Origin of the sequence: Mesorhizobium sp. 8, from assembly GCF_006351905.1 — a bacterium.
Taxonomy (GTDB): domain Bacteria; phylum Pseudomonadota; class Alphaproteobacteria; order Rhizobiales; family Rhizobiaceae; genus Mesorhizobium; species Mesorhizobium composti.
The window spans coordinates 552,676-575,045 of the sequence record NZ_CP040914.1 but is presented as its reverse complement, the minus strand read 5'-3'; the positions used below and the strand labels follow the sequence as shown (position 1 = coordinate 575,045).

Genomic DNA, 22,370 nt, shown 5'->3' with positions numbered 1-22,370 from the left:
GGCTTACGCCGATTTCATCCAGCGCAAAAGCGCGCTCATCGCTCCGCCGCAAACAGCATGAAGGTCGGCCGCTGTCGCTCCTGCGCAAGCACCGGGTCGGCCTCGACCTGCGCGTCGCTCGGGCCCCATTCCTCCAGATGCGTCAGCGTGAAGCCGGCCTCCCTGAGAAGTCGCACATAGGTGCCGATGGTGCGGTGCTGCTTGACCACGCCGGGCGCGAACCAGTCCGTCACGCGCGGCCCCTCGACCAGATAGTCGTCCACCGGCCACGCCGCGCGGCCGTCGGCTCCCGTCACCCAGCCCGGGCGCGACGGCGCCGTCAGCAGCGGATGTTCGGCGGAAAAGACCAGCCGGCCGCCGGGCCGCAGCGCCGCGTGCGCGATCTTCAGGAGTCGGCCGAGTTCGACGACATAGTGGAAGGCAAGCGAGGAGTAGACGAGATCGCAGGACGCCGCCGGCAGCGACAGGGCTTCCAGGTCGGCGCGCTGGTAGCGGATCGCCGGATCACGCGTTTCCCGGCGCGCGCGTTCCAGCATGTTTTCCGACACGTCGACGCCGAGCACGTCCACCGCCCCCTGCTCGCGCGCCCAGCGGCAGAACCAGCCGAAACCGCAGCCGAGGTCGACGACGCTCCTGCCCTCCAGCGGCGGCAGCAAGGCGCGCAGCGAGGCCCATTCGGGCGCGCCGTCCAGCCCCTTCACCGAGCGCGGGAGAGCACTGTAGCCGTCGAAGAATTCAGGATCGTCGTAAATATTCTGCGTCATGATCTTGTTTTTCCGTGTAAATCGCCGCGAGGAACGGCGGCCGACCGGGTGACGTCGTTTCCGGGATATGACGAAAGATCGAGGCCGTCTATCTTGAACGGCGCGCTGGATCGTATCACATAGTCATATATAACGATGCACCAGTGCGTGGGCAGTTTTTGGCAAAACCGCCCCATGCGAGGAACGGAAACGAAGCATGGACATGATCGATCCTTTCGGCCGCACGATCAGCTATCTGCGCGTCTCGGTGACCGATCGCTGCGATTTCCGCTGCACCTACTGCATGGCCGAGAACATGACGTTCCTGCCGAAGAAGGACCTTCTGTCGCTGGAAGAACTCGACCGGCTGTGCTCGGTCTTCATCGAAAAGGGCGTCAGGAAGCTCAGGCTCACCGGCGGCGAGCCGCTGGTGCGCAAGAACGTCATGCATCTGGTGCATGAGTTGTCGCGGCACCTGAAAAGCGGCGCGCTGGAAGAACTGACGCTGACCACCAACGGTTCGCAGTTGTCGCGCTTCGCCGGCGAACTGGCCGATTGCGGGGTCAGGCGCATCAACGTGTCGCTCGACACGCTCGACCCGGAAAAATTCCACACCATCACCCGCTGGGGCCATATCGAAAAGGTGCTCGCCGGCATCGACGCGGCCCTTGCCGCCGGCATCAAGGTCAAGCTCAACGCGGTGGCGCTGAAAGGCTTCAACGACGCCGAACTGCCCGACATGCTGCGCTGGGCGCACGGCCGCGGCATGGACATGACCGTCATCGAGACCATGCCGATGGGCGAGATCGATGAGGATCGCACGGACCAGTACCTGCCGCTGTCGCTTCTGCGGGCACAGTTGGAACGGCAATTCACCCTCACCGACATCCCCTACAAGACCGGCGGCCCGGCACGCTATGTCGAGGTCACCGAGACCGGCGGGCGGCTCGGCTTCATCACGCCGATGACGCATAATTTCTGCGAAAGCTGCAACCGCGTCAGGCTCACCTGCACGGGCACGCTCTATATGTGCCTCGGCCAGGAAGACGCCGCCGACCTGCGCGGGCCGCTGCGCGCCTCGGAGGGCAACGACCTTGTGGCGCAAGCCATCGACGAAGCGATCGGCCGCAAGCCCAAGGGCCATGACTTCGTCATCGACCGGCGCACCAACCGCCCTTCCGTCTCCCGCCACATGAGCGTCACCGGCGGCTGATTTTCGCAATCAGCCCTCCCCTTGCTGCATCCTTGATAAATTTAGCTGCCACGGGGCGGCCCCGCCTTCTTGACTCGCAAAGATGGCCGGCCTATCTCACCGGCACGTTAGCACTCACCCGTGGGGAGTGCTAACCATGTCCGGTTCGGCCGGACGGAGGAAATCCTTTCTCACGTTCTCATTCGAGGAAAGCAAATGGCAAAGTCGAAGTTCCGCCCGCTGCATGACCGCGTGGTGGTGAAGCGCGTCGATTCCGAAGAGAAGACCAAGGGCGGCATCATCATCCCCGATACCGCCAAGGAAAAGCCGCAGGAAGGCGAAGTCGTCGCCGTCGGTTCCGGCGCCCGCGACGAGGCCGGCAAGCTGGTCCCGCTGGACGTCAAGGCCGGCGACCGCGTCCTGTTCGGCAAGTGGTCGGGCACCGAGGTGAAGCTCGACGGTCAGGACCTCCTGATCATGAAGGAATCCGACATCATGGGCATCATCGGCTGATCGGCCGGCGCCCTTTCTTCACAACGCCAAACGCAATTTCGGATCTGAAGATCCAGGAGTACAGATATGGCTGCCAAAGAAGTAAAATTCTCCCGTGATGCCCGCGAGCGCATGCTGCGCGGCGTCAACATCCTCGCCGACGCGGTGAAGGTCACGCTCGGCCCCAAGGGCCGCAACGTCGTCATCGACAAGTCGTTCGGCGCCCCGCGCATCACCAAGGACGGCGTCACCGTCGCCAAGGAGATCGAGCTGGAAGACAAGTTCGAGAACATGGGCGCGCAGATGGTTCGTGAGGTCGCTTCCAAGACCAACGACATCGCCGGCGACGGCACCACCACCGCCACCGTTCTCGCCCAGGCGATCGTCCAGGAAGGCGCCAAGGCGGTTGCCGCCGGCATGAACCCGATGGACCTGAAGCGCGGCATCGACGTGGCCGTGGCCGAAGTCGTCACCGCTCTCGGCAAGACCGCCAAGAAGATCAAGACCTCCGAGGAAGTCGCGCAGGTCGGCACCATCTCGGCCAACGGCGACGAGTCGGTCGGCAAGATGATCGCCGAGGCGATGCAGAAGGTCGGCAACGAAGGTGTCATCACCGTCGAGGAAGCCAAGACCGCCGAGACCGAGCTGGAAGTCGTCGAAGGCATGCAGTTCGACCGCGGCTACCTGTCGCCCTACTTCATCACCAACCCCGACAAGATGGTTGCCGAGCTCGAGGACGCCTACATCCTCCTGCACGAGAAGAAGCTGTCCAACCTGCAGGCCATGCTGCCGGTGCTCGAGGCCGTCGTGCAGACCTCCAAGCCGCTCCTCATCATCTCCGAGGACGTCGAGGGCGAGGCCCTGGCCACGCTGGTCGTCAACAAGCTGCGTGGCGGCCTGAAGATCGCCGCCGTCAAGGCTCCGGGCTTCGGCGACCGCCGCAAGGCCATGCTGGAGGACATCGCCATCCTCACCGGCGGCCAGGTGATTTCCGAAGACCTCGGCATCAAGCTTGAGAACGTCGGCCTGAACATGCTGGGCAAGGCCAAGCGCGTGCGCATCGAGAAGGAAAACACCACCATCGTCGACGGCGCCGGCAAGAAGGCCGAGATCCAGGGCCGCGTCGCCCAGATCAAGCAGCAGATCGAGGAGACCACCTCCGACTACGATCGCGAGAAGCTGCAGGAGCGTCTGGCGAAGCTGGCTGGCGGCGTCGCCGTCATCCGCGTCGGCGGTGCGACCGAGATCGAGGTCAAGGAAAAGAAGGACCGCGTTGACGATGCGCTGAACGCCACCCGCGCCGCGGTTGAGGAAGGCATCGTCCCCGGCGGCGGCGTCGCCCTGCTGCGCGCTTCCTCCGCGATCAAGGCCAACGGCACCAACGCCGACCAGGCCGCCGGCATCAACATCGTTCGTCGCGCCCTGCAGGCTCCGGTCCGCCAGATCGCCTCGAACGCCGGTGCGGAAGCCTCGATCGTCGCTGGCAAGATCCTTGAGAACAAGGGTGCCAACTACGGCTACAACGCCCAGACGGGCGAGTATGGCGACCTGATCCAGCTCGGCATCGTCGACCCGGTCAAGGTCGTGCGCGCTGCCCTGCAGGACGCGGCTTCGGTCGCCGGTCTGCTGGTCACCACCGAGGCCATGATCGCCGAGGCGCCGAAGAAGGACGCCCCGATGCCGGCTATGCCCGGCGGCGGCATGGGCGGCATGGGCGGCATGGGCGGCATGGACTTCTAAGAAGTCCACAAGCCTCGAAGCTTACGAAAGGGCGGCAGCGATGCCGCCTTTTCTGCATTTGCGGCGGGGATAAGGTCATTGCAAAAAATTCCACCGATGGCGGAACCATCTTTTCGGTGACGCATTATCGGGATGTAGAAAGCAATTTGAAGGAGCAATCCGGAGATGCGCTGGCTACGAAAGACGCCCCTCGTATCGAAAGAAGCGAGGGGCGTTTTCTTTTTACTCCCTACTTCCACTCCTCACCGCAAGCCACTGATTTCATTTTTGATCGTGGAACCGAATGCCCGTACGTCCGTTTTCCACCGCCAATCGAAACCGTCCAGGAGATGCGCAAATGGTGAACAAGGATCAGGTCGCCGGCGTGGCCAAGCAGGTCAAAGGTTCCATCAGGGAAGCTGCGGGCAAGGCGACAGGCGACAAGAAAACGCAAGCGAAAGGCACGGCCGACAAGATCGCCGGCAAGGTGCAGAAGACCTATGGCGACGTGAAGGAAAAGATCAAGGATTCGCTGTAGATCGGCCGTCTTCGGCGCTCCGGCTCCCATGACGGGAGCTGGACGCCATGAGGCTCAGAACCAGTCGGACTCCGTCCAGCACCCTCATCCGTCTCGGCGCTACGCGCCGATCCACCGGCCCTTCGCCATGGCTTCGGGGCGTTCGATCCTTCGAAAGCTCCACCGGAGCTTTCGATTTGCCTTCGGCAAACCGGCTTCTCACCCCACAAGGGGAGAAGGCAAGGCCGCGTCACCCTCGCTGCCAATCGCCGACATTCGGGATTTGCGGAAGCGTAAGCGCGAACTACTCCCTTCTCCCCTTGTGGGAGAAGGTGCCTGAGCGAAGCCAAGGCGGATGAGGGGTGCTGGACGAAGTGCGACCTGAGAAAGATTTTTCCCCAAAACTTATCCCCCTCTCCCGCACTCGCTCCATACTCACCGCCAGCTTCCCGCGCGGGAACACCGGTCATGACGGTGATTGCGTGGCGGGGAGCCGGCGCCTCCGGCGGTTGCTCAACGTAAGCGGCTGCCCGGGGAGGTTCCGTCCAAGGGTTCCCCTACGGGCATTACGGCCCGTGTGCGCTGGACGAGCGCTGCAAGCCATCGGCCGGTGCCGGCGCAAATGCCGGCATCGTGAGCTGCGGTGAAGCGGAACGGACGGGAACAGAAATCGCCGGCGGGCGCGGGATGCCGCGCCATACCTTAACTTAGCAGGCACGGCCCCCGCGCCCGCTTCCCGACTGTTCAATGGCCAGGGCCTAAAGGCAGCGTGGCGATGAAAATGCTTGCCGGGCAGAGCCTTAAACGATTTGCATTCCGCTCTGCCGCATTCTCCTCTTGAAGGCCATTGTGCAACGCGATACGCCGATGCCGTCCGCGCGGGGCCGCACCGCCCTGCCCGTCCAGCCATCGGAGAAAGATCGTGAGCGCGCAAAAGACCAGAACCGAGACGGATACATTCGGCCCGATCGAGGTGGCGGCGGACCGCTACTGGGGCGCGCAGGCCGAGCGTTCGCTCGGCAACTTCAAGATCGGCTGGGAAAAGCAGCCGGCGGCGATCGTGCGCGCGCTCGGCATCGTCAAGCGCGCGGCGGCCGAAACCAACATGGAACTCGGCAAGCTCGACCCGGCGCTCGGCAAGACCATCGTGCAAGCCGCGCAGGAAGTCATCGACGGCAAGCTGAACGACCATTTCCCGCTGGTGGTCTGGCAGACCGGCTCGGGCACACAGTCGAACATGAACGCCAACGAGGTGATTTCGAACCGCGCCATTGAACTGCTCGGCGGCACCATGGGTTCGAAGAAGCCGGTGCATCCCAACGACCACGTCAACATGAGCCAGTCGTCGAACGACACCTATCCGACGGCCATGCACATCGCCTGCGCCGAGCGCATCGTCCACGACCTGCTGCCGGCGCTGAAGCACCTGCACAAGGCGCTGGATGCCAAGGCCAGGGAATTCGCGTCGATCGTCAAGATCGGCCGCACGCATACGCAGGACGCCACGCCGCTGACGCTGGGCCAGGAATTTTCAGGCTATGCCGCGCAGGTCGCCTCCTCGATCAGGCGCATCGAGCTGACCCTGCCCGGCCTTCAGGAACTGGCGCAGGGCGGCACCGCCGTCGGCACCGGCCTCAACGCACCTGTCGGCTTCGCCGAGAAGGTGGCCGACCGCATCGCCGCCATCACCGGCATTGCCTTCATCTCGGCGCCGAACAAGTTCGAGGCACTGGCCGCTCACGATTCCATGGTCTTCTCGCACGGCGCCATCAACGCCACGGCCGCCGCCCTGTTCAAGATCGCCAACGACATCCGCTTCCTCGGCTCCGGCCCGCGCTCGGGGCTGGGTGAGCTCGCGCTGCCGGAAAACGAGCCGGGCTCCTCGATCATGCCCGGCAAGGTCAATCCCACTCAGTGCGAGGCGATGACGCAGGTCTGCGTGCAGGTGTTCGGCAACAACGCCGCGCTGACCTTTGCCGGCAGCCAGGGCCATTTCGAGCTCAACGTCTACAACCCGCTGATGGCCTACAATTTCCTGCAGTCGGTGCAGCTTCTGGCCGACGCCTCCGTTTCCTTCACCGACAACTGCGTGGTCGGCATCGAGGCGCGCGAAGACAACATCAAGGCCGCGCTCGAGCGCTCACTGATGCTGGTGACGGCGTTGGCGCCGAAGATCGGCTACGACAACGCCGCCAAGATCGCCAAGACCGCGCACAAGAACGGCACGACGCTGCGCGAGGAAGCCATCGGCGGCGGCTATGTCAGCGACGCCGATTTCGACCGTCTGGTGCGGCCGGAGGACATGACCCATCCGGGATGATTCATCGGCGACCGATTGTCGTATCGCTGGATAGTCCGGTTTCGGTGAACGATGTGTCGACGGATCGGTATCTTTGGTGAACGACCGGAATAGGCTATCTGGTCGTCATCGCCAATCCGGAGTCCCGACCATGTCCAACACCGCCGCCGCTTCCGGCACCGCCTCGAATTCCTCGCTCGCCATTCTCGTCGGCCGCGTCCTGCTGTCGATCCTGTTCATCCTCGCCGGCTACAGCAAGCTGACCGACATTGCCGGCACCGCCGGCTGGTTCGGTTCCATCGGCCTGCCGATGCCGACTGTCACCACCGTCGTCGTCGGCCTGGTCGAACTGCTCGGCGGCCTCGCCGTGCTGATCGGCTTCCAGACCCGCATCGCGGCCATCGTGCTCGCCCTGTTCACCCTTGGCGCCACGGCCGTCGCCCACCTCGACTTCTCGCAGGCCGGCAACGCCCTGATGCTGCAGAAGAACCTCGGCCTGACCGGCGGCTTCCTGCTGCTCGTCGCTCTCGGCGCCGGCGCCTACTCGATCGACGCCAAGCGAGGCTGATCTTTCGGCTAAAGCATCGTCTGACAGGACAAGGGCGCGGATCGTTACCGCGCCCTTTTCATTTCGACTTATCCCCGCCCATTCGCGCTGCGGTACACCGCGATCATTTGACGGTGACGCTCGGTCCGCCTTCCACCGCCAGCACAAGCCGGCGATTGATTATCCTGGCGAGTTGCGCCAGACGCCCGGCCGGGCGCTCACCGTAAAGGCCGGCAAGGTCTGCCGGAATCACCAGCGCCAGCGTGCCCTCGCCCCTGTCCTCCCATTTCAGGCGCGGCATCACGCCCGGCATCGCCGCCGTCAGCAGGTAGACGACGCGCATCAGGCCTGCCAGCACGCGCGCCCGTTCGAGATAGCGCGGCGTGGCAAGGGCCTTGATTTCCGACGACACGCCGTCGTTGAAGATGCCGTCGTAGCGATAGGCGGTGGCGAGCGCCAGGAACGCCCTGCCCGGATGATCGACGCCGATGAAGGCGGCGTGGGCGATGATGTTGAGCGACTGCTTGCCGCGGTATTCGGGATGGGCACGCCAGCCGATGTCCGCCAGCAGGCAGGCTGCCTGGCGGTAGCGCGCCTCGTCCTCCGTCTCGTCGATACCGAAGGTGCGGAAGGCTTTTCCGGACCAGTCGACAAGCTCATGGGCGTGAGTGAGCGAGCGGGAGCGCAGCCGCGCCAATTCCTCGGCGGCCGAGATCAGCGGGTCGGCCTTGCGCGCCTCCTCGTCGAGCAGCGAATAGAGGAAGCCTTCGCGCACGCCGAGCGCCGAAACGACGATGCGCGATGGCTGCATGGCGGCAATGATCTCCTGCATCACCACCGCGCCATAGGGCAGCAGCGAGCGGCGGTTCTTCGACACGCCCTCGATGCCCTTGACCTTCTCGACCTCGCCCTTGGCGACCTGCCGCAGGAACGGCGCCACTGCCTCGACGTCGAGCTGGTAGTGGTGCATCACGTCGAGCGGATAGCCCGTCATCTGCATGTGCAGGCGCGCCAGGTTTCGCCATGTGCCGCCGACGGCATAGAAGGTTTCGCCCTTGCCGGTCTTGAGCAGCTTTGCCTTGGCCAGTTCGGCCCGTGCAATCTTCTGGGCCTGCGGCAGCGAGTTCTTCGCCATGTCCTGCAAGCGCAGGCCGCCGAGAGGAAGAGTGATGCCATCGCCGACCACCTCACCCGCGACATCGACCAGCTCCAGGCTGCCGCCGCCGAGGTCGCCGGCTATGCCATGGGCCGGATGGAAACCGCAGATGATGCCGAGCGCGGAGAAATAGGCTTCCTGCCGGCCCGACAGCACACGGATTTCCGTGCCCAGCACATCCTCCGCCCGGTGGATGAAATCCGGGCCATTGACAGCTTCGCGCGCGGCGGCCGTGGCGAGCACGTACATCTTCTCGGCGCCCGCCTGGGCGGACAGGCTGCGGAATCGGCGGAACTCCTCCATCGAGCGCGTCACCGCCTCGGGGTCGAGCTTGCCGGTCGAGACGATGCCGCGACCGAGACCCGCCAGCATCTTTTCGTTGAACAGCACGGTCGGCGAGCGCGCCAGCCCTTCATAGACGACAACGCGGATCGAGTTGGAGCCGATGTCGATGATCGACAGCGGCCGCCGGTCCTGAAGTCGACCCTGGGAATTCGCCAGCATCGGCCCCCTAGTCCGCCGCGGCGGTCTTCTTGCGGCGTCGGAACTGGGCGATCCGCTTCGGCGCATGGGATTTCAGCGCGTCGCCGCGTCCCGAAAGGCTCGGATTGGTCATGAAATATTCCTGCGCGTTGAACGGCTCCTCGCCCTCGTCCGGCACGATCCGGCGCGAAGTGCCGTCAGCCAGTACCTCGAAACTCTGCTGGTTGTCCACGATGTTGCCCAGCATGATCTGGCCGAGCACCTGTTCATGCACAGTCGGATTGGTGATCGGCACCATGGTCTCGACGCGGCGATCGAGGTTGCGCGGCATCATGTCGGCGGAGCTGATGTAGACGATGGCCTCGTCCGACGGCAGGCCATGGCCGTTACCGAAGCAGTAGATGCGGCTGTGTTCGAGGAAGCGCCCGACGATGGACTTGACGCGGATGTTTTCCGAAAGGCCCGGCACCTGCGGCCTCAGGCAGCAGATGCCGCGCACCACCAGATCGATTTCGACGCCGGCGCGGCTCGCGTCGTAGAGCGCGTCGATGACGATGGGATCGACCAGCGCGTTCATCTTCATCCAGATGCGCGCCGGACGACCTTCCTTCGCATGGCCGATCTCGTCGGCGATGTGGCCGAGGATGCGGTTGCGCAGCGTGTAGGGCGACAGCGCGATGCACATTTCCCCGGTCGGCTCGGCATAGCCGGTGATGAAATTGAAGATCTGCGCCACGTCGCGCGCGATACGGGGATCGGTGGTGAAGAAGGAGAGGTCCGTATAGATGCGCGCGGTAATCGGATGATAGTTGCCGGTGCCGAGATGCACGTAGTTGCGCAACCGGCCGTCCTCGCGCCGCACCACCAGCGACATCTTGGCGTGCGTCTTCAGTTCGAGGAAGCCAAACACGACCTGCACACCGGCGCGCTCCAGGTCGCGCGCCCAGCGGATGTTGGCCTCCTCGTCGAAACGCGCCTTCAGCTCGACCAGCGCGGTGACCGATTTTCCGGCCTCCGCCGCGTCGATCAGCGCGCGCACGATCGGACTGTCGTTGGAGGTGCGGTAGAGCGTCTGCTTGATCGCCACCACTTCCGGGTCGGCCGCCGCCTGGCGGAGGAACTGCACCACCACGTCGAAGGATTCGTACGGATGGTGGACGACGATATCCTTCTCGCGGATGGCGGCGAAGCAATCGCCGCCATGCTCGCGGATGCGCTCGGGGAAGCGCGGATTGTAGGGCACGAATTTGAGATCGTCGCGCGGCACGGCGACGATCTCGGAAATCTGGCTGAGCGCCAGCGGCCCGTTGAGCACGCTGACGCGGTTGCCGGACACGCCCAGTTCCCCGGCCACGAACTCCCGTAGTTCCTCCGGCATGCGGTGGTCGAACTCGATGCGGATCACCGAGCCGCGGCGCCGGCGCTTCAGGGCGGTCTCGAACAGCCGCACAAGGTCCTCGGACTCTTCCTCGACCTCGATATCGCTGTCGCGGATGATCTGGAACGTGCCCGAGCCCCTGACTTCGTATCCCGGGAAAAGCTTGCCGATATAAAGGCCGACCACCTCCTCCAGCGGAATGAAACGGACGTGGCCCTTGCGGTCCGGCAGGCGGATGAATCGCTTCAGCGCCGGCGGCAGGCGCAGCAACGCGCTCATCTGCTCGCCGTTCTTGCGGTGTTGAAGCTGCAGGGCGATGGAAAAGCCAAGATTGGGAATGAACGGGAACGGATGCGCCGGGTCGATCGACAGCGGGGTCAGGACCGGGAATATCTGCTCCTGGAAATGTTCCTCCAGCCAGACCTTCTCGTCCTTGGTCAACGCATCGCCGGCGATGCTCTCGATGCCTTCCTTCTCGAGCAGCGCCATCAGCGTCGAAAGGCTTTTCTGCTGGTCCTCCTGCAGGCGCTCCACCTCGCGCAGAAGCTGCTCCAGCTGCTGCTCGGGCGTGCGGCCGTCCGGGCTCCTGAGCACGATGCGCTCGCGGATCTGGCCGGCAAGGCCGGCGACGCGCACCATGAAGAACTCGTCCAGGTTGGCGGCAGAGATCGACAGGAAGCGCACCCGCTCCAGAAGCGGGTGACGCTCGTTCTGCGCTTCCTCCAGCACCCGGCGGTTGAACTGGAGCCAGGAAAACTCGCGATTGACGAAGCGGTCCGGATTGCCGCCTTCGGCACTCGCGGCATCGCTGACGGTGAACTCGGTCTGGACAGGCTTCAGTTCGTTCATGTCACGGCTTCCTCCGGCGGCTTGCCGGTTATCCGGCTCAATTTATCCACTGACAGGCTTTTGCGACAGTTTCATTTCATCGAACTTGCAAACAGGTCCGATATGCTTCAAACGCATGCTATCGACCGAAACGAGACGGGAGACGACGATGGCCGGCGGTTCCATTCCGCACTTCCAGAACGATGCCGGGCACCCGGCGATCGAGATCGGCGTGAAGGAATTCATGTGCGTCGGCGCCAACCCGCCCTTCGATCATCCGCACGTTTTCCTCGACCTCGGCGCGGACAACGAGAAGGTCTGTCCCTACTGCTCGACGCTCTACCGCTATTCGCCGAATCTCAAGGCGGACGAGACGGTGCCGGCCGGTTGCCTCTACATCGACCGCGCGGCCTGATTCCTTTTCCCGGCCGATCATGACCTCGGATGCGCGATCCCGCCCCGTCGTGATCGCCGGCGGCGGCATCGCGGGGCTGACAGCCGCACTCGCTTTTGCACGGCAGGGATTCCCGGTGCGCGTCTTCGAGCAGGCGCGACAGCTCGAACCCTTCGGCGCCGGCCTGCAGCTTTCCCCGAACGCCACGCATATCCTCGACCGGCTGGGCGTGCTTGTGCTGCTTCGGCCGAAGGCGGTGCAACCGGACGCCGTGTTGCTCAGGGACGCCGCGACGCTAAAGGTCCTTGCCCGTATTCCGCTGGGCGAGATGGCCGAAAGACGCTGGAAAGCGCCGTATCTCTCCGTCCATCGCGGCGACCTGCACGTGGCGCTTGCGGAAAAGGCGGCGCAAAACCCGGCGATCGAGATTGTCACTGGAGCGCGGGCGACCGGCGAGGTTGCCAGTCGCAACGGCATTTTGGCCGCGACTTTTGCGCACGAGGACTGCCATGAAGCAGAGGATGCCGGGCTGCTGGTCGGCGCCGACGGCGTCTGGTCCGACCTGCGCACGACACTTTTCCCGGAACGGCACCGCCGCTTTTCCGGCTCGCTGGCCTGGCGGGCGACGGTGGCGGCTGACAGCCCTGCCGGACAGGCGTTCTGCGCCGTCACCTCGCCGGATTGCGTGACCACGTTCCTCGATCCAAAATTCCATCTCGTCGCCTATCCGGTTCGCGGCGGTACGACGTTCAACCTCGTAGCCTTCACCAGAGGCCCGGCCGCGGCGGACGGCCGGTCAAGCGTCGCCGAGATAGCCGTACTGACCCACGCGATGCACCGCGCGCCGCCGGTGCTGGCCGATGTCGTGAAACAGGCGGGCGCATGGACGACATGGCCTCTCAACATCGTTGATCCGAACGGGCCCTGGACCCGCGCCGACGGCATTGTGCTGATCGGCGACGCCGCGCACGCCATGACGCCGTTCGCAGCACAAGGCGCAGCCATGGCCATCGAGGACGCCGCAACGCTGGCGCAGTCCGTCGCCATGAGGCCCAACGATCTTGCCGGCGGGTTGACGGCATGGGAGCACGAGCGCAAGGCACGTGTGGCGAAAGTCGCGCGACGCGGCGCTCTGAACAAGCTCGCCTGGAATGCCGGCGGCCCGTTGGCGCTGGGCCGCAATCTGCTACTCAGGCTTCGGTCTGGCGACAGCCTCGTGGCCGACCTCGACTGGCTCTACGGCTGGCGGTTGCCCGACTGAAACGCAGCGGAGGAGGATCGAGGATCAGGAAAAAGGCCCGGACGCTGCCGGGCCTTTTCGCATGGGCATTGCTGAACGCCACCACAAGCGGCCGGCAGTTCAGTGCAGGATCTGGCTGAGGAACAGCTTCGTGCGCTCGTGGCGCGGATGATCGAAGAACTCGGCCGGCGTGTTCTGCTCGACGATCTGGCCGGCATCCATGAAGATGACGCGGTTGGCGACCTTGCGGGCGAAGCCCATCTCGTGGGTCACGCACAGCATGGTCATGCCTTCCTCGGCAAGGCCCACCATCGTCTCCAGCACTTCCTTGATCATTTCCGGATCGAGCGCCGAGGTCGGCTCGTCGAACAGCATGATGCGCGGGTTCATGCACAGCGAGCGGGCGATCGCCACGCGCTGCTGCTGGCCGCCCGAAAGCTGGCCGGGATACTTGTTCGCCTGTTCCGGGATCTTGACGCGCTTGAGGAAGTGCATGGCTGTCTCTTCGGCCTGCTTCTTCGGGATCTTGCGCACCCAGATCGGCGCCAGCGTGCAGTTCTCCAGGATGGTCAGGTGCGGGAACAGGTTGAAGTGCTGGAACACCATGCCGACCTCGCGGCGTACCTCGTCGATCTTCTTCAGGTCGTTGGTGAGTTCCTTGCCCTCGACGACGATCTTGCCTTTCTGGTGCTCTTCCAGCCGGTTGATGCAGCGGATCATCGTCGACTTGCCCGAACCGGACGGCCCGCAGATGACGATGCGCTCGCCGCGCATCACCTTCAGGTTGATGTCCTTCAGCACATGGAACTCGCCGTACCATTTGTGCATGCCGACGATCTCGATGGCGACCTCGGTGTCGGAGACGTGCATCTTCTTCGTATCGGCCTTGATCTCTTCGGCGCCGACTGCGTTTTCCGTGGCCATGTGCCCGTTCCCTTTGTTTTGCCGTGTCTATCGTTTGTGGCCGGTATCGAGCCGGCGTTCCATGAACTGTGAATAGCGCGACATGCCGAAGCAGAAAATCCAGAAAATCGCCGCAGCGAACACATATCCGGTCTTTGCCGTCTGCGGGGTCGCCCAGGTCGGGTCGCCGGAGATGTTCTGCTTCACCACGCCGAGCAGGTCGAACATCGAGATGATGAGGACCAGCGTGGTGTCCTTGAACATGCCGATGAAGGTGTTGACGATGCCGGGAATGACCAGCTTCAACGCCTGCGGCATGATGATGAAGCCCATCTTCTGCCAATAGCCGAGGCCGAGCGAATCAGCACCTTCGTACTGCCCCTTCGGGATCGCCTGAAGGCCGCCGCGAACCACTTCGGCCATGTAGGCGGCCGCGAAGAGCGCGACACCGATCAGGGCGCGCAGCAGCTTGTCAAAGGACATGCCCGGCGGCACGAACAACGGCAGCATGAAGGAGGCCATGAACAGCACCGTGACCAGCGGCACGCCGCGCACGGTCTCGATGAAGACCACCGACAGGAACTTGACGATCGGCATCTTCGAGCGCCGGCCCATCGCCAGCAAGATGCCGAGCGGCAGCGACACCACGATGCCGACGTAGGACAGCACCAGCGTGACCATCAGGCCACCCCAGCGCGGCGTCTCCACATAGGACAGGCCGAAGAAGCCACCGACCAGCAGGTAGAAGGCGATGAACGGGAAGACGACGAAGAACAGGATGGCGTTCAGCCTCTTATAGGGTACGCGCGGGATCAGCAGCGGCGCCAGGAGGGCGATGAAGATGATGCCGGTCAGGATGACGCGCCAGCGCTCGTCCATCGGATAACGGCCGAACATGAACTGGCCGAACCGGCCGGAGACGAACGGCCAGCAGGCGCCCGACCAGCCGACGGGAAGTTGCCCGCCCTGCTCCGTCGTCAGGCAGGCGGTGCGGTCGGCACCGGTCCACACCGCGTCGAAGAACACCCAGTTGAGGATCTGCGGCAGTGCCCAGGCGATCGCCAGGAGCGCCAGAACCGTCAGTACCGAATCGACCGGCGTGGCGAAGAGGTTCCTGCGGACCCACGCGCCGAAACCGACCTGCGAGCGCGGCGCAGCCTGCGCCAGCGCCATTTCGGTCCGCACCCAGGACATGTCATGTTCCTGCATGGCTCACCTCTCCTTCAGCGCCATCTTGGTGTTGAACCAGTTCATGAAGAGCGAGGTCAGGATACTGATACCAAGATAGACGACCATGAAGATCACCACCACCTCGATGGCCTGTCCGGTCTGGTTCAGGATCGTGCCGCCGATCGCGTAAAGGTCGGGATAACCGATCGCTACCGCGAGCGAGGAGTTCTTGGTCAGGTTGAGGTACTGGCTGGTCAGCGGCGGGATGATGATGCGCATCGCCTGCGGGATGACGACGAGACGCAAACCCTGACCCGAGCGCAGGCCGAGCGCGGAGAAAGCCTCCGTCTGCCCCTTCGGCACACCGACGATGCCGGCGCGCACGATCTCGGCTATGAAGGCGGCCGTGTAGAACGAAAGCGCCAGATAGAGCGACAGGAACTCCGGCTTGACGTTGACGCCGCCCGTCAGGTTGAACGTGCCCTTCTGCGGAAACTCGAAGGTGAGCGGAAAGCCGGCCAGTGCAAAGCCCAGCAACGGCATACCGACGATCAGCGCCACGCTGGTGAGGAAGACCGGGAACTGCTGGCCCGTCGCCATCTGCCGCGCTCTCGCACGACGCGCCACGTACCAGCTCAGCACGATGCCTGCCGCCAACCCGGCGGCGACGAGCCACGCCCCGTCGCTCCAGACCATGCGCGGAAAATAGAAGCCGCGATTGTTGAGGAACGAGCCGAACGGCAGGCCGATGCTGTCGCGCACGTTGGGCAGTAGGGCCAGAACGCCCTGATACCAGAACAGGATGACCAGCAGCGGCGGGATGTTGCGGAAGATTTCGATATAAACGGTCGCCAGCTTGCGGATCAGCCAGTTGTTGGAGAGCCGTCCGATGCCGACCAGAAAACCGATGATGGTCGCGGTAATGATGCCGGTGATCGCCACGATGGCCGTGTTGAGGATACCGACGACAAGGGCGCGCCCATAGGAGTTGTCAGAGCTGTAGTCGATGAGGGTATTGGCGATGTCGAAGCCAGCCCGTCCCTTCAGGAAGCCGAAACCGGTCGCAATGTGGGAGCGGCGCAGGTTTTCGATCGTGTTGTCGACGATCCACCATATGCCAAGCGCCAGGAGTGCAACCAGCACGACCTGGAAGACAATGCCGCGCACCCTGGGATCGTAGAGCAGCGATGCCCTTTGGGGCGTCGCTTCATGGATGACCTCTTGTGACACAGGAGTTCCCCTTCCCGTCAGTCTGGCCGTTTGTATTGTTTTTGCGTGCCAGGACCGAAACGGGCCGAGGCATGACGCCTCGGCCCGTTTCAACCGATCAGCGAATCGGCATGCCGTATTGCAGACCGCCCTTGGTCCACAGGGCGTTGATGCCGCGAGCGATCTTCAGCGGGCTGCCCGAACCCACGTTGCGCTCGAAGATCTCGCCGTAGTTGCCGGTGGCCTTGACGATGTTGACCACCCAGTCGTTCGACACGCCGAGGTCGGTGCCGATCTTGGTTTCGGCCTCGGTGCCGAGCAGGCGCTTGATGTCGGGGTTGTCGGAGTTTTTCATCTCGTCAACGTTGGCCTGCGTCACGCCGGCTTCTTCGGCATCGAGCAGCGCGTAGTAGGTCCACTTGACGATGTCGAACCACTTGTCGTCGCCCTGGCGCACGGACGGGCCGAGCGGCTCCTTGGAGATGATCTCCGGCAGCACGACGTGGTCGTTCGGCGAGGCCATCTGCAGGCGCACCGCATAAAGGCCCGACTGGTCGGTCGTGTAGGCGTCGCAGCGGCCGGCGTCGTAGGCGGCGTTGGCCTCCTCGAACTTCTCGAAGACGACCGGATTGTATTCCATCTTGTTCGCCTTGAAGTAGTCGGCGAGGTTGAGTTCGGTCGTCGTACCGGACTGGACGCAGATGGCCGCGCCCGAAAGCTGGAGCGCGGAATTGACGCCCGGCAGCTTCTTGGAATTGATCATGAAGCCCTGGCCGTCATAGTAGGTGACGCCGGCGAAGTTGAGGCCGAGCGCGGTGTCGCGGTTGATCGTCCAGGTGGTGTTGCGCGACAGGATGTCGATTTCGCCCGATTGCAGTGCGGTGAAGCGATCCTTGGCGCTGAGGCCGGTGAACTTCACCTTGGTGCCGTCGCCAAAGACGGCAGCCGCGACGGCGCGGCAGAAATCGACGTCGATGCCCGTCCATTCGCCCTTGTCGTTAGGGGCGGAAAAGCCGGCCAGGCCGGTGTTGACGCCGCACTGGACGAAGCCCTTGGCCTTCACGTCGCTCAAAGTGTCGGCCGACGCGGCCGACGCCGCGAAGCCAAGCGCGGCAGCCCCCAAAATACCGATTGCAATGTGTTTCATAACCCACAGACCCTTTTTTCTGATGCTCAGGTGATGCCCTGATTATTGCCGTGCGAAACGCAGCTTCCCGTCCCGGCCCATTTCCGGAACGTGGCGCCGAAAACCGACATGCACGCTGCTCCCATTCACGAACCGCATCGAAGGCGATTATTCTCGTGAGGTCAAGAAAAATGACCGAGGCCCTGCCGGTTTGAAAAAGGAATGCTAAAAACAACAGGAATACAAGCGATTACACTATATTTTATGGCTGGGCCGACGCGTCTTTTCTACGCCCGCGAGGATGCTTGCAAACCCTTCTGCGACATCGCGTGTCGTCCCGACAGGCGCTTTGGCCCATTGGAACCGCCGCGCTGACAGGGCCGGCGCCGTTGCACGCGCCGCTTGTGCGCTCTATGCCTTCGGCCTTCGGAAAGACGAGCCACAGGACGGCGGGATAAATGGCCAGAAACGACGGAACATGGGGCATCAACACCCAGCTCGCGCATGAAGGGAACGATCCGCGCGACTATTTCGGCTTCGTCAACCCGCCGGTGGTGCATGCCTCGACCGTGCTCTACCCGAACGCCGCGACCATGGCCGGGCGCTCGCAGAAATACACCTACGGCACGCGCGGCACGCCGACGACGGACGCGCTCGCAGCGGCCATCGACACGCTCGAAGGCTCCGCCGGCACGATCGTCGTCCCTTCGGGGCTCGCCGCCGTCACCGTGCCGCTGCTTGCCTTTGCGGCGGCCGGCGACCATGTGCTGATCGTCGATTCGGTATACCACCCCACCCGCCACTTCGCCGACACGATGTTGAAGCGACTGGGCGTCGAGGTCGAATATTACGATCCGCATGTCGGCGCCGGCATTTCGAAGCTCATCAAGGCGAACACCAGCATTGTGTTCACCGAATCGCCTGCCTCCAACACCTTCGAGGTGCAGGATATCCCCGCCATCGCCAAAGCCGCCAAGGCGGCCGGCGCGGTCGTCATGATGGACAACACCTGGGCGACGCCACTCTATTTCAAGCCGCTGGACTATGGTGTCGATATCTCCATCCACGCCGCCACCAAGTATCCCGGCGGGCATTCCGACGTGCTGCTCGGCACTGTTTCGGCCAACGAAACCTGCTGGGAGCGGCTGCACGAGGGTTTCGTCACGCTCGGCTGCTGCGCCGGTCCGGACGACGTCTATCAGGTTCTGCGGGGACTGCGCACCATGGGCGTCAGGCTCGAACACCACCGCAAGAGCGCGCTGGAGATCGCCACCTGGCTGGAGGCACAACCCGGCGTGGCGCGTGTCCTGCATCCCGCGCTTCCCAGCCATCCCGACCACGCGCTGTGGCGCCGTGACTTCAGCGGCTCGAGCGGCGTCTTCTCGATCGTTCTCGCCGGCGGCGGGCAGAAGGAGCAGCATGCCTTCCTCGACGCGCTGACGATCTTCGGCCTCGGCTATTCGTGGGGCGGCTACGAGAGCCTTGCCGTGCCGGTTTTCCTCGGAGACCGGGTGGTGGCGCAGGCGCCAGAAGAAGGGCCCGTGATCCGGTTGCAGATTGGTCTCGAAGACGTCGCCGACCTGAAAGCCGACCTGCTTCGCGGGCTGGCGGCGGCTTCCGCCTGACGACAGAGACAGCCGGCCCTTTACGGCAAGGCCGGCTGACCGGTGTTCACCGCCAGCGTCTCAGTCTTTTCCGGAAGAAAATCCGCCAACGGACTGAAATTGCTGGCGATCCCGGCAGGGCTCGAACCTGCGACCCACAGCTTAGAAGGCTGTTGCTCTATCCAACTGAGCTACGGGACCGACTTGACCACGAAATCTAGCGCAGGGTACCCGCCACGCAAACATGCGGGCTGACAGTAGCCCTGCCACGGTTCTCAGTGCGTCCAGGGCGTGCGGCGGTCATAGCGGAAATTGTCTGAATAGGAAATCTGCCGCCGCATCGCTTCCTTCGGCTCTTCCAGCCGATAGGCGATCTTCTCGCGCTCGGCATAGGCGACCGCCTCTTCCTTGGTCGGGAAGGACAGCCTGATCTGGCTCCTCATATCGCCGGAGGAGGTGTAGCCCATCAGCGGATCGATCTTGCGCGGCTGCGCGGGATCGAACTCCAGCACCCAGTAACCGGTCTTGGCCTTGCCCGACTGCATGGCGGTCTTGGCGGGGCTGAAAATGCGCGCTGACATTTGCACCTCATAGTGGCTGCGGCCGAACGGCCCTTGCTTGTCCTGTGCTTACTGTGCAACCGCGGCAAGGGCAAGGCTTCGTCCATTTTGCACTTGCCTTGCCGCCAGCGAACCACTAGGCAACGTGGCGGTTCGGAGTGTAGCGCAGTCTGGTAGCGCATCTGGTTTGGGACCAGAGGGTCGGGAGTTCGAATCTCTCCACTCCGACCATTTTTCTCCAAAAATCGAAGAACGGGCGACGTTCGCTCAGGACGGCAGGTTCAAATCCTGCCACTCCACGTGGCCGAGCCTCAAAAATCCAGTTCGCCCTGCCCTTCGTCCATGGCGCTGACCGCCTCGGCGGCGAGCGCGCGGGTGATGCGCGTCTTCTGCTCCAGGGCGGCCCGGTCGAGGCGCTCCACGACGCGCATCGCCGTCGCCAGCGAGCGCTCGATACGGCGCACCAGATATTGCACGACATGCGGCTCGACCTCGACCTGACGGTCGGAAAACAGCTTCGTCAGCACTCCGGCAAGCAGGAGATCGTCCGGTTCGTGGATCTCGACCGTGGCCGCCGCCTTCAGGCGCGAAGCGAGATCGGGCAGCGTTACCCTCCAGGCTGATGGAAAGCTGCGGGCGGTGAGCAGCAGGTTCGACCCCGCGCCACGCACGGCATTGATGAGATGGAACAGGCCCGGCTCGTCGATTGGGGCCGAATCGACATCGTCGACCAGCACCGGATGGCCGCCGATACCGGCGGCGGCTGTGCCGATAGCCGTTGCGGGAATGGCGAGCGCATCAGCCGCCTCGCGCCAGATCGCCGCAAGATGCGTCTTGCCGGCGCCGGAAGGCCCGGCCAGCACCACCACAGGCGCAGGCCAGTCCGGCCAGCGGTCCACGAGCGCCACCGCCTCAGCGTTGGCGCGTGAGACGACGAGATCGTCGCGCGAATAGGCGGTGCCATGGCCAAGATCGAGGGGAAGCTGGCGCGGCTTTTGCACAGCCCGCATCACTTGGTTTTCCGCACCCTGTCGAGGCGGCGTGGCAGCGGCGGCGGCGGCTCTGGATTGTGACCCTTGTAGAGCGGCGATTCCAGGTAGCGGGCAATGGCGAAGCGCACCAGTACAGCAATTGCCGCAGCGGCCGGCACCGCCACCAGCAGGCCGACGAAGCCGAACAGCGCGCCGAAGGCGAACAGCGCGAACATCAGCCAGACCGGATGCAGGCCGACGCTCTTTCCCACCAGCTTCGGCGACAGGATGTTGCCCTCGATGAACTGGCCGACGAAGAAGACGGCGGCGACCGCCACCACCATCTGCCAGTCCGGCCAGAATTGCACGAAGGCGACACCGACGGCGAGCACCAGCCCGGTCAGCGAGCCGACATAGGGGATGAAGGAGATAAGGCCGGCGAACAGCCCGATCAGGATGGCGAAGTTCAGCCCTGTGAGCGTAAGCCCGATCGCGTACATGGCGCCGAGCACGAGGCACAGCGTGCCCTGCCCGCGCACGAATCCGGCGGTGGCGGTGTTGATGTCAGTGGCGATCTGGCGCACCGTCTTGACGTGGTCGCGCGGCACCCAGCTGTCGACGACGGACACCATGCGATCCCAGTCGAGCAGCATGTAGAAGGCGACGACCGGCGTCACCACGAACAAGCTGACGACGGAAACCAGCGCCTTGCCGGAATTCCAGATCGATTCGAACACCGTCGTGAGCAGGCCGAAGCCGGATGTCAGCAACGAATTCAGGCCGTCGCGCAGGCTGGCCGGATCGACGCCGAACCTTTCCTTCAACCACTGCGGGTCGAAGCTGGTGATCAGGTTCTGCAGCCGCGTCAGGTAATCCGGCAGCTTGCCGGCGAAATCCGCCATTTGCGAGGCCAGCACGGGGATCAGGATGACGAAGGCCAGCACCAGCACGATGATGAAGGCGAACAGGATGACGACCGTCGCCATGACGCGCGACAGGCCGAGCCGTTCCAGCCGGTCGGCCACAGGATCGAGGAAATAGGCCAGAACCATGCCGGCGACGAACGGCAGCAGGATATCGCTGAAAACGTAAAGGAAGAGCGCCAGCACGACCACGCTGGCCAGCCAGAAGCGGAACTGCCGCCGGAAGGCGGCGGAGACCGCCGCTTCGGCCGCTTCCTGCTCAGTTGCTCGGGTGGGTGCCTTCGCCATAACCACTCATATGTCTCAGCCAGGCGACGAGATAGGCTGCCGCCGAAGCCACGGTCAAGAGGCCCGACAGCAGGACCAACCCGCGCCTGAGCAATCCGAGGTCGAGGCCGAAGGTAAGTTCGGCCAGCACTTCGGCCGCCACCACGATCTGCACGGCGGTGTTGGCCTTCGACACCATCAGCGGCTTCATCTCCACCGGGTGGCCCATGACGGTGGACAGGAGCACCGCGCAGATAATCAGCGCATCGCGCGAGACGACCGCCACCACCAGCCATAACGGCAACTGCCCACCGATGCCGAGCACGACGAACACGCTGACCAGCAGGACCTTGTCGGCCATCGGGTCGAGGTAGGCGCCGAGCCTTGAGCGCTGGTTGAACTGGCGGGCGATGAAGCCGTCGACGCCGTCCGAGACGCCCGCCACGACGAAACCGAAGAAAGCCCATTCCCAGCGCGATTGCAGCATGGCCAGCACCACGGCCGGCACCAGCAGGAAGCGCAGGATGGTAATCAGGTTGGGGATAGTCACCAAGGAGCGGCCACCCGGGGTCAGGACCTTTCGCTATAGATGGGCGAAGTCGGCGGCGAGCGCAATGGCCTGCCGCGCATCCTCGCTATCCACGGTTTT

At 64.0% G+C, this 22,370-nt stretch carries 20 protein-coding genes and 2 tRNA genes; 10 read left to right on the top strand and 12 right to left on the bottom strand.

Features of this window, described 5'->3' with window-relative positions:
• Positions 1-35 precede the first annotated feature (35 nt).
• Entirely contained in the window at positions 36-764 is a 729-nt protein-coding gene (locus FGU64_RS02680; protein WP_139950765.1) for a class I SAM-dependent methyltransferase, read from the bottom strand.
• A gap of 202 nt (positions 765-966) precedes the next feature.
• On the opposite strand from FGU64_RS02680, the gene moaA reads away from it, so the two are divergent.
• The 6 genes from moaA (at position 967) to FGU64_RS02650 (ending at position 7,530) form a co-directional block, all read left to right on the top strand.
• Positions 967-1,956 (top strand): GTP 3',8-cyclase MoaA, encoded by a 990-nt coding sequence (moaA, locus tag FGU64_RS02675; protein WP_246671315.1) that lies wholly within the window; start codon positions 967-969, stop codon positions 1,954-1,956.
• 195 nt (positions 1,957-2,151) lie between these two features.
• Complete coding sequence (gene groES, locus FGU64_RS02670; RefSeq protein ID WP_136355768.1) at positions 2,152-2,448, top strand: co-chaperone GroES; 297 nt, start codon at positions 2,152-2,154, stop codon at positions 2,446-2,448.
• A gap of 66 nt (positions 2,449-2,514) precedes the next feature.
• Entirely contained in the window at positions 2,515-4,167 is a 1,653-nt protein-coding gene (gene groL, locus FGU64_RS02665) for a chaperonin GroEL (RefSeq protein WP_139950763.1), read from the top strand.
• Between the two features lie 337 nt (positions 4,168-4,504).
• On the top strand, positions 4,505-4,684 hold the full coding sequence (locus FGU64_RS02660) for a CsbD family protein (protein WP_139950762.1): 180 nt from the start codon (positions 4,505-4,507) through the stop codon (positions 4,682-4,684).
• A gap of 901 nt (positions 4,685-5,585) precedes the next feature.
• Positions 5,586-6,983: a class II fumarate hydratase gene (fumC, locus tag FGU64_RS02655; RefSeq protein WP_139950761.1), complete on the top strand. Its 1,398-nt coding sequence runs from the start codon at positions 5,586-5,588 to the stop codon at positions 6,981-6,983.
• A gap of 76 nt (positions 6,984-7,059) precedes the next feature.
• A complete protein-coding gene (locus FGU64_RS02650; protein WP_246671225.1) occupies positions 7,060-7,530 on the top strand; it encodes a DoxX family protein in 471 nt (156 codons plus the stop codon).
• A 103-nt stretch (positions 7,531-7,633) separates the two neighbouring features.
• Here the strand turns inward: FGU64_RS02650 and ppx are convergent, their stop codons facing one another.
• Positions 7,634-9,169 carry an exopolyphosphatase gene (gene ppx / locus FGU64_RS02645; RefSeq protein ID WP_139950759.1) on the bottom strand — a complete coding sequence of 512 codons (1,536 nt, stop codon included), beginning with the start codon at positions 9,167-9,169 and terminating at the stop codon, positions 7,634-7,636.
• A 7-nt stretch (positions 9,170-9,176) separates the two neighbouring features.
• The gene (locus FGU64_RS02640) at positions 9,177-11,375 is read right to left on the bottom strand and encodes an RNA degradosome polyphosphate kinase (protein ID WP_139950758.1); all 2,199 of its coding nucleotides are present in this window, start codon (positions 11,373-11,375) and stop codon (positions 9,177-9,179) included.
• A 148-nt stretch (positions 11,376-11,523) separates the two neighbouring features.
• On the opposite strand from FGU64_RS02640, the gene FGU64_RS02635 reads away from it, so the two are divergent.
• On the top strand, positions 11,524-11,769 hold the full coding sequence (locus FGU64_RS02635; protein ID WP_139950757.1) for a zinc-finger domain-containing protein: 246 nt from the start codon (positions 11,524-11,526) through the stop codon (positions 11,767-11,769).
• 19 nt (positions 11,770-11,788) lie between these two features.
• Positions 11,789-13,009, top strand: coding sequence for an FAD-dependent monooxygenase (locus FGU64_RS02630; RefSeq protein WP_139950756.1), 1,221 nt, complete (start codon positions 11,789-11,791; stop codon positions 13,007-13,009).
• A gap of 99 nt (positions 13,010-13,108) precedes the next feature.
• Here FGU64_RS02630 and FGU64_RS02625 read toward each other — a convergent pair whose 3' ends face one another.
• From FGU64_RS02625 to FGU64_RS02610, 4 genes are all read right to left on the bottom strand, one after another.
• Positions 13,109-13,912: an amino acid ABC transporter ATP-binding protein gene (locus FGU64_RS02625; protein ID WP_136355751.1), complete on the bottom strand. Its 804-nt coding sequence runs from the start codon at positions 13,910-13,912 to the stop codon at positions 13,109-13,111.
• A 27-nt stretch (positions 13,913-13,939) separates the two neighbouring features.
• Positions 13,940-15,100, bottom strand: coding sequence for an amino acid ABC transporter permease (locus tag FGU64_RS02620; protein ID WP_139950755.1), 1,161 nt, complete (start codon positions 15,098-15,100; stop codon positions 13,940-13,942).
• Positions 15,101-15,103: 3 nt separating this feature from the next.
• Positions 15,104-16,291: an amino acid ABC transporter permease gene (locus FGU64_RS02615; RefSeq protein ID WP_139950754.1), complete on the bottom strand. Its 1,188-nt coding sequence runs from the start codon at positions 16,289-16,291 to the stop codon at positions 15,104-15,106.
• Positions 16,292-16,388: 97 nt separating this feature from the next.
• On the bottom strand, positions 16,389-17,417 hold the full coding sequence (locus FGU64_RS02610; protein WP_136355746.1) for an amino acid ABC transporter substrate-binding protein: 1,029 nt from the start codon (positions 17,415-17,417) through the stop codon (positions 16,389-16,391).
• A gap of 437 nt (positions 17,418-17,854) precedes the next feature.
• Between FGU64_RS02610 and FGU64_RS02605 the strand changes: the two genes are divergently transcribed.
• Complete coding sequence (locus tag FGU64_RS02605; protein ID WP_139950753.1) at positions 17,855-19,021, top strand: cystathionine beta-lyase; 1,167 nt, start codon at positions 17,855-17,857, stop codon at positions 19,019-19,021.
• A gap of 103 nt (positions 19,022-19,124) precedes the next feature.
• On the opposite strand, the gene FGU64_RS02600 is transcribed toward FGU64_RS02605, so the two are convergent.
• A tRNA-Arg gene (locus tag FGU64_RS02600) sits at positions 19,125-19,201 on the bottom strand.
• Between the two features lie 74 nt (positions 19,202-19,275).
• Positions 19,276-19,581, bottom strand: a complete 306-nt coding sequence (locus FGU64_RS02595; RefSeq protein WP_136355742.1) for an ETC complex I subunit — start codon at positions 19,579-19,581, stop codon at positions 19,276-19,278.
• 133 nt (positions 19,582-19,714) lie between these two features.
• On the opposite strand from FGU64_RS02595, the gene FGU64_RS02590 reads away from it, so the two are divergent.
• A tRNA-Pro gene (locus tag FGU64_RS02590) sits at positions 19,715-19,791 on the top strand.
• An 80-nt stretch (positions 19,792-19,871) separates the two neighbouring features.
• Here FGU64_RS02590 and hdaA read toward each other — a convergent pair.
• Genes hdaA through FGU64_RS02575 form a run of 3 tightly spaced genes read right to left on the bottom strand, consistent with a single transcriptional unit; the run spans position 19,872 to position 22,271 of the window.
• The gene (gene hdaA, locus FGU64_RS02585; protein WP_139950752.1) at positions 19,872-20,570 is read right to left on the bottom strand and encodes a DnaA regulatory inactivator HdaA; all 699 of its coding nucleotides are present in this window, start codon (positions 20,568-20,570) and stop codon (positions 19,872-19,874) included.
• On the bottom strand, positions 20,570-21,742 hold the full coding sequence (locus FGU64_RS02580; protein WP_139950751.1) for an AI-2E family transporter: 1,173 nt from the start codon (positions 21,740-21,742) through the stop codon (positions 20,570-20,572). The genes hdaA and FGU64_RS02580 overlap by 1 nt, the downstream gene beginning before the upstream one ends.
• A complete protein-coding gene (locus FGU64_RS02575) occupies positions 21,714-22,271 on the bottom strand; it encodes a CDP-alcohol phosphatidyltransferase family protein (protein ID WP_136355735.1) in 558 nt (185 codons plus the stop codon). Before FGU64_RS02575 ends, FGU64_RS02580 begins: the two co-directional genes overlap by 29 nt.
• Positions 22,272-22,370: the final 99 nt, after the last annotated feature.

Bases quoted from the DNA above. Each gene is read 5' to 3' on its own strand.
- FGU64_RS02660 (WP_139950762.1), top strand. From the start codon at position 4,505: ATGGTGAACAAGGATCAGGTCGCCGGCGTGGCCAAGCAGGTCAAAGGT.
- FGU64_RS02580 (WP_139950751.1), bottom strand. From the start codon at position 21,742: ATGGCGAAGGCACCCACCCGAGCAACTGAGCAGGAAGCGGCCGAAGCG.
- FGU64_RS02595 (WP_136355742.1), bottom strand. From the start codon at position 19,581: ATGTCAGCGCGCATTTTCAGCCCCGCCAAGACCGCCATGCAGTCGGGC.
- FGU64_RS02635 (WP_139950757.1), top strand. From the start codon at position 11,524: ATGGCCGGCGGTTCCATTCCGCACTTCCAGAACGATGCCGGGCACCCG.
- ppx (WP_139950759.1), bottom strand. From the start codon at position 9,169: ATGCTGGCGAATTCCCAGGGTCGACTTCAGGACCGGCGGCCGCTGTCG.
- FGU64_RS02620 (WP_139950755.1), bottom strand. From the start codon at position 15,100: ATGCAGGAACATGACATGTCCTGGGTGCGGACCGAAATGGCGCTGGCG.
- FGU64_RS02680 (WP_139950765.1), bottom strand. From the start codon at position 764: ATGACGCAGAATATTTACGACGATCCTGAATTCTTCGACGGCTACAGT.
- FGU64_RS02605 (WP_139950753.1), top strand. From the start codon at position 17,855: ATGGCCAGAAACGACGGAACATGGGGCATCAACACCCAGCTCGCGCAT.
- hdaA (WP_139950752.1), bottom strand. From the start codon at position 20,570: ATGCGGGCTGTGCAAAAGCCGCGCCAGCTTCCCCTCGATCTTGGCCAT.
- FGU64_RS02625 (WP_136355751.1), bottom strand. From the start codon at position 13,912: ATGGCCACGGAAAACGCAGTCGGCGCCGAAGAGATCAAGGCCGATACG.
- FGU64_RS02610 (WP_136355746.1), bottom strand. From the start codon at position 17,417: ATGAAACACATTGCAATCGGTATTTTGGGGGCTGCCGCGCTTGGCTTC.
- groES (WP_136355768.1), top strand. From the start codon at position 2,152: ATGGCAAAGTCGAAGTTCCGCCCGCTGCATGACCGCGTGGTGGTGAAG.
- FGU64_RS02640 (WP_139950758.1), bottom strand. From the start codon at position 11,375: ATGAACGAACTGAAGCCTGTCCAGACCGAGTTCACCGTCAGCGATGCC.
- groL (WP_139950763.1), top strand. From the start codon at position 2,515: ATGGCTGCCAAAGAAGTAAAATTCTCCCGTGATGCCCGCGAGCGCATG.
- FGU64_RS02630 (WP_139950756.1), top strand. From the start codon at position 11,789: ATGACCTCGGATGCGCGATCCCGCCCCGTCGTGATCGCCGGCGGCGGC.
- moaA (WP_246671315.1), top strand. From the start codon at position 967: ATGATCGATCCTTTCGGCCGCACGATCAGCTATCTGCGCGTCTCGGTG.